Raw genomic sequence first — 11,564 nt, 5'->3', positions numbered from 1 at the left:
CGGGTGCCCGGGGGATCGCTAAGGGGGGGGCGGGCAAGCGGCCCCCCTTGGCTCGCCGTGAAAGGCGAAAGGCGGGCTACCAGGCGAAAGTCGAACACTAAAGACAACACCGAACCGGACGCGGAGCGTCCTGACATGCGTTACCACGCTGGAGCGTGGGAACGATCAGCTACGGCGCCGGCTTCTCAGCTACTCCGGAAACAACGCCAACCCAATACTCAACAACATCCGATCCGTCATCCGATCCAGATCCAGCCCGGTAATCTCGGCAATCCGATCCAGCCGATAACGCAAGGTGTTGCGATGGACTTCCAGGGCCGCGGCGCAGGCCTGAGTATGGCCATTGTGCTGCAACCAGCTGCGCAGAGTAGCGACCAGCTGCCCGCTGCCATCGGCCCGGCGCAGGGGCTGCAACGGCGCCAGCAGTCGCTGTACGGTCCAGCTGCCCTGCTGTTGATGCAGCAACACCGCCAGACGGTAATCCCCCAGCCCGACCAGACGCTCGGACAGACGCATCTCCTGAGCGTAATCCCGCAGATTGATCAGCGCTTCGGTGGCCTCCCGCAAATCCGCCAGCGACTCGACCGCTTCGGCCAGCAGCAGGCGGCCCACCGGCCAGCCGCGCTGATCGGCCTGCTCCAGCCAGCTGCGCCGTACCGTCTCGGCCTTGCCGCTGCGCAGCCAGAGCACGTCGTGCAGGCCCAGCGGCAGGATGATGTCATGCGGATGGCGCAGGCGCATCTGACTGATCAGCTGGCCCTGGGCCAACTCATGGTCGGTTTCGCTGGCCAGACACAGCAGACAGCCCTGCAGCGGCCACTTCCAGCGCATACGCAGGCGCTCGGCGTCGGTCTCGAGGCTCGCCAACGGGTAGCCGCGCTCCAGCAGGTTGACCAACCAGGCTTCCTGCTGCTGCCCGCGCCAGTGCTGCTCGGCCTGCAGCACACGCTGCTCGACCAACATCTCGGCGGTCATGCGCAGCAGCTCGGCAAAGGGCCGCACCTGTTCCGGGTCGCCGGTGATGCCCAGCACACCGACCAGTCGGCCGGCATGCAGCAGCGGCAGATTGATACCCGGTTTAACCCCCTGCAAACAGGCCGCTGCCTGCTCATCCAGCGCCACTACGCGCTGGTTGGCCAGCACCAGCTGGGCGCCTTCATGCAGTGAATCGATGCGCTGAGCATCACCGCTGCCGATGATCACGCCCTGCCGATCCATCACGTTGATGTTGTAGGGCAGGATCGCCATGGCCCTATCAACGATGTCCTGGGCCAGCAGCCGGTCCAGTTCAAACATAGTTCACTCCTGTGTCATCACCCGGTCATGCTCGCTGGCTCATGATGCCTCCGTGACGCCGCACCAACCACGACTCGGGAGACGCCAACATGGCCTTTAATCCGGATTTTGCAGGTGACACTCACTCCGCTGCCAGCGAGCGCCGCGAACGCCGCCGACAGGAAGACAAAAAGCGCATGGCCTACCGCCGCGCCATTGAAGACTACCGCGAAAGCCAGGCGTTGCAGGCCAGCTTCTGCGACTTTCCGGAGCTGCTCGGCCAAACCGACCACCAGCGCGCGCGCCTTCACTGAGGTTCAAACGGCTCGGCGAGCTGGCGAATCAACGCCCGCTCCTCGCGCAGAAAGCCGAGAAACGCATCGGCCACCGGACTCAAACGCTTACCGCGCGCGTGCACCGCACACCAGCTGCGCTTGAGCGGCAGCTCGCTGATATCCAGACACACCAGCTCGCCACGCGTCACCCAGGCAGCAGCGGCATGCGCCGGCACCAGCGCTACGCCCAGCCCGGCTATCGCACCTTGCACCAGCGCCTCGGTCGACCCCAGTTGCATGCTCTGCGCCAGATGCACGCGCTTGAGCTGCAAAAACTCGTCGCAGGCCTTGCGGATACCCGAGCCGCCTTCGCGTTGCAGCACCATTTCCTCTTCCAGTCTAGCCAGTGGCATCTGCCGCTGCTCGGCCAACGGGTGGTCCGGCCGGGCTACCGCCACAATCGGGTTGTTCAAGAACGGAAAGAACTCCAGCGCCCGGTCTGCCGGCACCAGCCCCATGATCACCAGATCATCACGGTTCTCGGCCAGGCGCTGAATGATCTGCGCGCGACTGGCCACGTCCAGCTGGAAGGTTACCTGCGGATAGCGCGCCCGAAAGGCCGCAAGCACATGCGGCAGCACGTATTGCACGCTGCTGACCGCCGCCAGCCGCAGCTCACCGCGCAGGCTGCCCTGCAAGGTAGACAGGTTCATGTCCAGGCTGTCGAGCCGCTCGAAGATGTCACCACTGGCCGCCAGCAGCGACTCGGCCGCCTCGGTCAGGTAGAGCTTGCGCCCGACATACTCGAACAGCGGCAACCCAACCTGCTCCTCCAGTTGGCGAATCTGCAAGCTGACCGCCGGCTGGGTCAGCGCCATGGCCTCGGCGGCACGGCTGTAGGAGCGCTGCTCGCAGACCGCACAAAACACCTGCAACTGGCGCAATGTCATTCGCAGCAAGGATTTACGCATGATGGTCTAGCCTTGAGAAACAGGTTCGCTTTGCATGGGCGCAGTATATATAAGCAATCACTTATACATAAGCCAAGTATTATTCATTTCACAGAATAGAGGTGGCCGCTTAGGGTAACCGGGACACATTTTGCAAACTGTTGCCAGCGGGCCCGAGGCTCTGTGCAGCAGGCAAGCTGTTTCCAGTCCACTCGATCACCACCACGAGGAACGCGTACGTGATCAAGAAAATTCTGATTGCCAACCGGGGCGAGATTGCCGTTCGCATCGTCCGCGCTTGCGCGGAGATGGGCATCACCTCGGTTGCGGTCTATACCGATCCCGACCGCTATGCCCTGCACGTCAAACGCGCCGACGAGTCCTACAACGTCGGCAGCGACCCGCTGGCGGGTTATCTCAATCCGCGCCAGCTGGTTAACCTGGCGGTAGAAACCGGCTGTGACGCCCTGCACCCGGGCTACGGTTTTCTGTCCGAGAATGCCGAACTGGCAAAGATCTGCGCCGAGCGCGGGATCAAGTTCATCGGCCCGGCGGCCGAGGTCATTACCCGCATGGGCGACAAGACCGAAGCCCGCCGCAGCATGATCGCTGCCGGCGTGCCGGTCACCCCCGGCACCGAAGGCAACCTGGCGGATCTAGCTGAGGCCCTGCGCGAAGCAGAGCGCGTCGGCTACCCGGTCATGCTCAAGGCAACCTCCGGTGGTGGTGGGCGCGGTATCCGTCGCTGCAACAACCGTGAAGAGCTGGAATCGGCTTACCCCCGCGTCATCTCCGAGGCCACCAAGGCGTTCGGCAGCGCGGAAGTCTTCCTCGAGAAGTGCATCGTCAATCCGAAGCACATCGAAGCGCAGATTCTCGCCGACAGCTTCGGCAACACCGTGCACCTGTTCGAGCGCGACTGCTCGATCCAGCGCCGCAACCAGAAGCTGATCGAGATCGCGCCCAGCCCGCAGCTGACCCCGGAACAGCGCGCCTACATCGGCGATCTGGCGGTCAAGGCAGCGCAAGCCGTTGGCTACGAGAATGCCGGTACCGTCGAGTTTCTGCTGGCCGACGACGAAGTGTATTTCATGGAAATGAATACCCGGGTTCAGGTCGAGCACACCATCACCGAGCAGATCACCGGCGTCGACATCGTCCGCGAACAGATCCGCATCGCCTCTGGCCTGCCGCTGTCGATCAAGCAGGAAGACGTTCAGCACCAGGGCTTTGCCATCCAGTTCCGGATTAACGCCGAGGACCCGAAGAACAACTTCTTCCCCTCCTTCGGCAAGGTCACCCGCTACTACGCACCGGGCGGCCCGGGCGTGCGAGTCGATACCGCAATCTACACCGGCTACACCATTCCGCCGAACTTCGACTCCATGTGTCTGAAGCTGATTGTCTGGGCGATGACCTGGGAAGAGGCGATGGACCGCGGCCTGCGTGCGTTGGATGACATGCGCCTGCAGGGGGTCAAGACCACGACCCCGTACTACCAGGAAATTCTGCGTAATGCCGAGTTCCGCTCCGGCGTGTTCAACACCAGCTTCGTGGAAGCCCATCCCGAGCTGCTGAACTACTCGATCAAACGCAAACCCGAGGAGCTGGCGCTCGCCATCGCCGCCGCGATTGCCGCCCACGCCGGACTTTAACGATTAAAGCCGCTTAAGGCTGAAGGCCGAACGCTGGAAGACCAGCCGCCGGGAATCCGGACCTTCCAGCCTCGAGCCTACAGCCTTCAGCGAAGGAACCTAGACATGAACAGTCCACGCAAAATTACCGTAACTGACACCATCCTGCGCGACGCCCACCAGTCCCTGCTGGCGACCCGTCTGCGTACCGAAGACATGCTGCCGATCTGCGACAAGCTGGATCAGGTCGGCTACTGGTCACTGGAAGTCTGGGGCGGCGCGACCTTCGACGCTTGCGTCCGCTTCCTCAAAGAAGATCCGTGGGAGCGTCTGCGCGCCCTGCGCAAGGCGCTGCCGAACACTCGCCTGCAGATGCTGCTGCGCGGTCAGAACCTGCTCGGCTACCGTCACTACAGCGACGACGTGGTTCGCGCCTTTGTTGCCAAGGCCGCCGAGAACGGTATCGACGTGTTCCGCATCTTTGATGCCATGAACGATGTGCGCAACCTCAAGGTCGCCATTGAAGCCGTCAAGGCCGCCGGCAAGCACGCCCAGGGCACCATCGCCTACACCACCAGCCCGGTGCACACGGTGGCAACCTTCGTCAAACAGGCCAAAGACATGGCGGCGATGGGCATCGACTCCATCGCCATCAAGGATATGGCCGGTCTGCTGACCCCGTTCGCCACCGGCGAGCTGGTCAAGGCACTGAAAGCCGAGCTCGATCTGCCGGTGTTTATCCACTCGCACGACACCGCCGGTCTGGCCGCCATGTGCCAGCTCAAGGCCATCGAGAACGGCGCCGACCACATCGACACCGCAATCTCCTCCATGGCCTGGGGCACCAGCCACCCGGGCACCGAGTCGATGGTTGCGGCGCTCAAAGGCACCCCGTACGACACCGGTCTGGACCTGGAGCTGCTGCAGGAAATCGGCATGTACTTCCACGCCGTGCGCAAGAAGTACCACCAGTTCGAGAGCGACTTCACCGGTGTCGACACCCGCGTGCAGGTCAACCAGGTGCCGGGCGGCATGATGTCCAACCTGGCCAACCAGCTGAAGGAACAGGGCGCGCTGGATCGCATCCAGGACGTGTTCGCGGAAATCCCGCGGGTGCGTGAAGACCTCGGCTTCCCGCCGCTGGTCACCCCGACCTCGCAGATCGTCGGCACCCAGGCGGTATTCAACGTGCTGGCCGGTGAGCGCTACAAGACCATCACCAACGAGGTGAAGCTGTACCTGCAGGGCCGCTACGGTCAGGCGCCGGGCGCGGTGAACGAGAAACTGCGCCGTCAGGCCATCGGTGGCGAAGAGGTCATCGACGTGCGCCCGGCCGACCTGCTCAAGCCGGAAATGGACCGTCTGCGCGGTGAAGTGGGCGCACTGGCCACGTCGGAAGAAGACGTGCTGACCTTCGCCATGTTCCCGGATATCGGTCGCAAGTTCCTTGAAGAGCGCGAAGCCGGCACCCTGAAACCCGAGCAACTGCTGCCGGCACCCGGTGAAGGCGCGCCAGCCGCGGCCAGCGAAGGCGTCCCGACCGAGTTCATCATTGATGTACACGGTGAGTCCTACCGCGTTGATATCACCGGTGTCGGCGTCAAGGGCGACGGCAAACGCCACTTCTACCTGAGCCTCGACGGCATGCCGGAAGAAGTGGTGTTCGAGCCGCTCAACGCCTTCGTCGGCGAAGGTGGCAGCAAGCGCAAGCAGGCCAGCGAGCCGGGCCACGTCACCACCAGCATGCCGGGCAACGTGGTCGACGTACTGGTCAAGGTGGGTGACAGCGTCAAGGCCGGTCAGGCCGTACTGGTCAGCGAAGCCATGAAGATGGAAAGCGAGATCCAGGCAGCCATCGCCGGCACCGTCAAGGCGGTCAACGTCGCCAAGGGCGACCGTGTGAACCCGGGCGAGATCCTGATCGAGATCGAAGCCTGAGCCGGTGCTGTACAGCGGATGGAAACACCCGCTGACATTTAGCTGCACCGGCGCCTATCGGCGCCGGTGTCGTATGCGAGACGCCAAGCGTCTCCTGAACAGTTCAACCTTGATTGAGACTGCGACATGAATAACGACTCCAGACGCAATGAAAGTGCCGAAGAAGCCCTCAAGCAAATCGTCGACGGCTTCAACCGTTTCCGTAACGAGGTCTACCCCGAGCAACAGGAGCTGTTCAAAAAGCTGGCCCACGAACAGACTCCGCGCGCGATGTTCATCACCTGTGCCGACTCTCGCGTCGCTCCGGAGCTGATCACCCAAAGCTCGCCGGGCGACCTGTTCGTCTCGCGCAACGTGGGTAACGTGGTGCCGCCCTACGGCCAGATGATGGGTGGCGTTTCTACCGCCATTGAGTTCGCTGTACTGGCGCTGAACGTGCATCACATCATCATCTGCGGCCACTCCGACTGCGGCGCGATGAAAGCGGTACTCGCCCCGGAAACCCTCGACTCGCTGCCGACCGTAAAGGCCTGGCTGCGCCATGCCGAGGTCGCCAAGATTGTGGTTGAAGACAACTGCGACTGCTGCGACGACAAGCTCGCGATGATGACCGAAGAGAACGTCATCGCCCAGCTGCAGCACCTGGCCACCCACCCCTCGGTCGCATCGCGCCTGGCCCGTGGCGAGCTATTCATCCACGGCTGGGTCTACGACATCGAGACAGCCCAGATCCGCGCCTACGACGCCGAGACCAACGAGTTCCGGCAGATTGGCGACGGCCCCGTACCGGTGGCCACACCGCGCGCGCGCTACCCCGGCCGCAACGCGGGCTAACCGACGGGCGCATTACTGTATTTACACAATTACAGGTATACTGCGCCGTCTGTTTAGCGGCAGGCCCTCGATAAGCCTGCACTCTCCAAGCAAGCCACGCCAGTTCGCTGCCGTGGCTTGTTGGTTTCTGCCGCCGAGGCGGCCCTGATGAGCGAGGCACTACAGATGACCGCACTGGTTGGCGTGATCATGGGCTCCAAGTCCGACTGGTCCACCCTGAGCCATACGGCCGACATGCTTGAACAGCTGGGTATTCCCTACGAAGTGAAGGTGGTGTCTGCCCACCGCACCCCCGACCTGCTGTTCCAATACGCTGAAGAAGCGGCCGATCGCGGCATCGAAGTGATCATCGCCGGCGCCGGCGGCGCAGCCCACCTGCCGGGCATGTGCGCAGCCAAGACCCATCTGCCGGTGCTCGGCGTGCCGGTGCAGTCTTCCATGCTCTCCGGTGTCGACTCGCTGCTGTCTATCGTGCAGATGCCGGCTGGCGTGCCGGTCGCCACCCTGGCCATCGGCAAGGCCGGCGCCGTCAACGCCGCGCTGCTGTCAGCCAGCATCCTTGGCGGCAAGCATCCGCAGTTCGGCAAGGCGCTGCAGGCGTTCCGCAGCCAGCAGACCGACAATGTGCTGAACAACCCAGACCCGCGTCAGGCTTGAGGAATCGGATATGAAGATCGGTGTCATCGGTGGTGGACAACTGGGCCGCATGCTGGCGTTGGCCGGCACCCCGCTCGGCCAGCAGTTCGCGTTTCTCGACCCGGCCCCGGATGCCTGCGCTCAGGCCCTCGGTGAGCACATCCGCGCCGATTACAGCGACACCGATCACCTGCGCCAGCTGGCCGATGAAGTGGACGTGGTGACCTTCGAGTTTGAAAGCGTGCCCGCCGAAACCGTCGCCTTCCTCTCGCAGTTCGTGCCGGTCTACCCGAACGCCCAATCGCTGCGTATCGCCCGTGACCGCTGGTTCGAGAAGTCGATGTTCCAGGACCTTGGCATCCCGACCCCGGAATTTGCCGACATCCAGTCACAGGACAACCTCGATGCCGCGGTCAAGCGCATCGGCCTGCCGGCAGTGATGAAAACCCGCACCCTGGGTTATGACGGCAAGGGCCAGAAAGTGCTGCGCCACCCCGAAGACGTGGTTGGTGCCTTCGCGGAACTGGGCAGCGTGCCCTGCATTCTGGAAGGCTTTGTAGCCTTTAGCGGTGAAGTCTCGCTGGTCGCCGTGCGCGCCCGCGACGGTGAAACCCGCTTCTACCCGCTGGTCCACAACACCCACGAGAACGGCATCCTCAAGCTGTCGGTCGCCAGCACAGAACACCCACTGCAGGCACTGGCCGAAGACTACGTTGGCCGTGTGCTCGACAAGCTCGATTACGTCGGCGTGCTGGCCTTCGAATTCTTCGAGGTCGACGGCGGCCTGAAAGCCAACGAGATCGCCCCGCGCGTGCACAACTCCGGGCACTGGACCATCGAAGGCGCCGAGTGCAGCCAGTTCGAAAACCACCTGCGTGCCATCGCCGGCCTGCCGCTCGGCTCGACCGCCAAGGTCGGTGAAAGCGCGATGCTGAACTTTATCGGTGAAGTGCCGGCCGTCGAGGCGGTCAGTGCCATCGAACACTGCCATCTGCACCACTACGGCAAGGCCTTCAAGGCCGGCCGCAAGGTTGGTCACGCCACGCTGCGCTGCCCGGATATGGCAACGCTGAAAACACGCATTGCCGACGTTGAGGCGCTCATCGCCAGCTAACTCAGGCACCGGCTAGTTAAAGCAGAAAGGCGTAGCATTCGGTTGCTACGCCTTTTTTTCTGCCACAGCACTTGCCTACCCATTGCCTCGCTGAACAGCACCCTGGCAGGCGCGATGGTTCTCGGTGGTCACCTTATCCGGCCGCGCCAACACGGCATCGGTACGCAGCGACGACTTGTTCTGGCTAAAGGGAGCTCCCATCCGGTTGGGAGAGCCTTCATGCACCCAGATATCACCTCGCTCACTCTGCCTGAAGTACAGCGTGTTGGATGAACAGCTGCTGCCCGCCGGCACGTACAGGGTGGGTACGCCGCTGCTGACGGCGATAAACTGGGATCGCTCGGGCGTGCGATTGGAATAGCCGTAATAGCCATCAGACAGGCCGCTCATCAATACATATGTCGGCTGGTCGGTCATCGCCTCAGCGGACAGGGTAACAGCGCACACCAGCAGTGCAGAGCCAAGTCGCAGGGTCATCGGGGTGAGTCCTCTTTTCGTCTTTGATCCAGACCTTAGCCTGTCATATCGACCCGCGCGCGGCATCCCCTATCATTGGTATCGGCAATCAATCCGCCGTCAGTTGCTTGCGCAGAAACGCCACAACCCGCTGTTCAACCGACAACTTGCTGAAATCATCCCCCAGACTGACCGCACCCATCGGGTAAAAGTGGCCAAAACCCGGCACCCAGGCCTGCTGCCGACTGGCGCCCGCGCTGTCGAGGGCGCGCGCAACTGCGGCGCTGCCACGGATGACACCGGGCAGATCGTCCTGGCCGACCAGCTGCAGCAATGCCGGCGACTGCGCAGGAAGATTACCCGGCAACAGGTAGCCCCAGGTGCTGCCAGACAACGACACGACGGCCTTCACCGGTACATGGCGGCCATAGGCGGCGTTGATCGCGGTGATGGCGCCAGCCGAGAAACCACCCAGCGCCAGCCGTTCAGGGTCCACGCCATAGTGCGCCGCCTCACTGCGCACGTGATTTACCGCCGTCTCCATGTCTTCGCTGGCACTCAGCAGTGCCTGCCAAAACTCGGCGCGCATCGTGTTGTCCATCGGCGGCAAGCCGATAGCCTGCCGGGCAATGTCGATGCGGGCGGTGGTCTGCGGGGTGACTGCCAATGCTTCGGGCATCAGCCTTTGAGAAGCAACAGGCGTTGCCAGTACCGGGCGCTCGCCCGCCAGCCGATACTCGATAGAGAAACAATGGAAGCCCTGCCGTGCGATAGCCCGACAGTAATCGGCTATGGACGAGTCCTGCGCGCCGTTTTCGGTAAAGTGCTCATCACCCTTGCTGCCACGCACGAAAGAGCCCCCAAAGGCGAGTATCACCGCCGGGCGCAGCGCATCGGTCGCTGCTGCAGGCTGATACCAGTCCATCAACAGTGGACGCTCAATCGCTTGCTCACCGCCCACCAGTCCCTGCCCATAGGCCAGGTCGGGATGGACGCGTATCTGCTCGGTCGCAGCGACTGGAGCGGCCAGCGCTAGACCAAGCCCGAGCGCCGCAAGCGCCTTTTCAATTCGGCTCATCAAGACCTCCTGCATTCTTGTTGTTGTACGGTGCAGCCCCATACTGAAACGAAACAGCCCCGCGCGCATCGTTTGATACACGCGGGGCCGTTCGCTGCTTTACACGAAGCGCTTGAGCTCGGCCTTGGCGATGGCGTTGCGGTGCACCTCGTCCGGACCATCTGCGGTGCGCAGGTGACGCGCATAGACGTACAGCTGGGCCAGCGGAAAATCGGAGGAGAACCCGCCGGCGCCGTGCGCCTGAATTGCCCAGTCGATCACCTGACAGGCCATGTTCGGCGCGGCCACCTTGATCATCGCGATCTGCTTGGCCGCCACCTTATTGCCGACGGTATCCATCAGGTACGCGGCGTTCATCACCAGAAAGCGCGCCTGGTCAATCATGATGCGCGACTCGGCGATACGCTCACGCCACACGCCCTGCTCGGACAGCGGCTTGCCGAAGGCAACGCGCTTGCTCAGACGCTCGCACATCAGCGCCAGCGCCCGCTCGGCCTGACCAATCACCCGCATGCAGTGGTGGATACGGCCCGGACCAAGGCGACCCTGGGCGATTTCGAAGCCACGGCCCTCACCCAGCAGCATGTTGCTAGCCGGCACGCGGACGTTCTCGAAGACAATTTCCGGGTGGCCGTACGGCGGGTCCATGTAGCCGTAGCAGCCCATGTCGCGCAACACGGTCACGCCGGGGGTATCCATCGGCACCAGAATCATCGACTGCTGCTGGTGGCGATTCGGATTGTCAGGATCGCTCTTGCCCATCACCACCATGATCTTGCAGCGGTCGTTAGCGGCGCCAGAGATATACCACTTGCGACCGTTGATAACGTACTCGTCGCCGTCACGCTCAATGCGGGTTTCCACATTGGTCGCATCAGACGACGCCACCAGCGGCTCAGTCATGGCAAAGGCAGAGCGAATGTCGCCATTGAGCAGCGGCGTCAGCCAACGCTCTTGCTGCTCCTTGGTGCCGTAGCGAGCCAGCACTTCCATGTTGCCGGTGTCCGGCGCGCCGCAGTTGAACACCTCGGAGGCCCACATGCCGGGCACGCGCCCCATCAGTTCGGCCAGCGGCGCGTATTCCATGTTGCTCAGCCCCGGACCGTGCTCGGCTTCGGGCAGGAAGAGGTTCCACAGACCTTCGGCGCGGGCCTTGGCCTTGAGTTCTTCCATCAACGGCACGGTGACATAGGCATTACCGGCCTTTTCATTGGCGCGAACCTCTTCTTCGTAGCGCTGTTCGTTGGGGAAGACATGCGCATCCATAAAATCGGAAATACGTTTTTGCAGATCCAGCGAACGCTCGGTCTGGTGATACATGACAGTCTCCTGGGCGGGATAATAAGAGCTTGCAGGCGGCGCCTGCGTGCTGCC

Annotated in this window: 11 protein-coding genes; 6 read left to right on the top strand and 5 right to left on the bottom strand. The window is 62.9% G+C overall.

The features are described 5' to 3' along the window. Positions 1–189: 189 nt before the first annotated feature. A complete protein-coding gene (locus HV822_RS08795; protein ID WP_238873483.1) occupies positions 190–1,296 on the bottom strand; it encodes a sugar diacid recognition domain-containing protein in 1,107 nt (368 codons plus the stop codon). A gap of 89 nt (positions 1,297–1,385) precedes the next feature. Here HV822_RS08795 and HV822_RS08790 point away from each other — a divergent pair, with 89 nt between their 5' ends. Further along, complete coding sequence (locus HV822_RS08790; protein ID WP_238873482.1) at positions 1,386–1,589, top strand: PA3496 family putative envelope integrity protein; 204 nt, start codon at positions 1,386–1,388, stop codon at positions 1,587–1,589. Here HV822_RS08790 and HV822_RS08785 read toward each other — a convergent pair. Beyond that, entirely contained in the window at positions 1,583–2,521 is a 939-nt protein-coding gene (locus HV822_RS08785) for a LysR family transcriptional regulator (RefSeq protein ID WP_275419426.1), read from the bottom strand. The genes HV822_RS08790 and HV822_RS08785 overlap by 7 nt on opposite strands. Positions 2,522–2,739: 218 nt before the next feature. Here HV822_RS08785 and HV822_RS08780 point away from each other — a divergent pair, with 218 nt between their 5' ends. The 5 genes from HV822_RS08780 (at position 2,740) to HV822_RS08760 (ending at position 8,656) form a co-directional block, all read left to right on the top strand. After that, positions 2,740–4,155 (top strand): acetyl-CoA carboxylase biotin carboxylase subunit, encoded by a 1,416-nt coding sequence (locus tag HV822_RS08780; RefSeq protein WP_238873481.1) that lies wholly within the window; start codon positions 2,740–2,742, stop codon positions 4,153–4,155. Between the two features lie 105 nt (positions 4,156–4,260). After that, positions 4,261–6,072, top strand: coding sequence for a sodium-extruding oxaloacetate decarboxylase subunit alpha (gene oadA / locus HV822_RS08775; protein WP_238873480.1), 1,812 nt, complete (start codon positions 4,261–4,263; stop codon positions 6,070–6,072). A 126-nt stretch (positions 6,073–6,198) separates the two neighbouring features. Next, the gene (locus HV822_RS08770; protein WP_238873479.1) at positions 6,199–6,906 is read left to right on the top strand and encodes a carbonic anhydrase; all 708 of its coding nucleotides are present in this window, start codon (positions 6,199–6,201) and stop codon (positions 6,904–6,906) included. 165 nt (positions 6,907–7,071) lie between these two features. Next, positions 7,072–7,563, top strand: a complete 492-nt coding sequence (purE, locus tag HV822_RS08765; protein ID WP_238873568.1) for a 5-(carboxyamino)imidazole ribonucleotide mutase — start codon at positions 7,072–7,074, stop codon at positions 7,561–7,563. Between the two features lie 10 nt (positions 7,564–7,573). Beyond that, on the top strand, positions 7,574–8,656 hold the full coding sequence (locus HV822_RS08760) for a 5-(carboxyamino)imidazole ribonucleotide synthase (protein WP_238873478.1): 1,083 nt from the start codon (positions 7,574–7,576) through the stop codon (positions 8,654–8,656). Between the two features lie 75 nt (positions 8,657–8,731). On the opposite strand, the gene HV822_RS08755 is transcribed toward HV822_RS08760, so the two are convergent. The 3 genes from HV822_RS08755 to HV822_RS08745 form a co-directional block, all read right to left on the bottom strand. Further along, positions 8,732–9,133 (bottom strand): hypothetical protein, encoded by a 402-nt coding sequence (locus HV822_RS08755; RefSeq protein WP_238873477.1) that lies wholly within the window; start codon positions 9,131–9,133, stop codon positions 8,732–8,734. Between the two features lie 88 nt (positions 9,134–9,221). Then, complete coding sequence (locus HV822_RS08750; protein WP_238873476.1) at positions 9,222–10,190, bottom strand: alpha/beta hydrolase; 969 nt, start codon at positions 10,188–10,190, stop codon at positions 9,222–9,224. Positions 10,191–10,289: 99 nt separating this feature from the next. After that, the gene (locus HV822_RS08745) at positions 10,290–11,510 is read right to left on the bottom strand and encodes an acyl-CoA dehydrogenase family protein (RefSeq protein WP_238873475.1); all 1,221 of its coding nucleotides are present in this window, start codon (positions 11,508–11,510) and stop codon (positions 10,290–10,292) included. Between the last annotated feature and the right edge of the window lie 54 nt (positions 11,511–11,564).

The organism is Halopseudomonas maritima, assembly GCF_021545785.1.
Taxonomy (GTDB): Bacteria; Pseudomonadota; Gammaproteobacteria; order Pseudomonadales; family Pseudomonadaceae; genus Halopseudomonas; species Halopseudomonas maritima.
The sequence above is the reverse complement of the archived record's forward strand: the minus strand, read 5'-3'. Positions and strand labels throughout refer to the sequence as shown.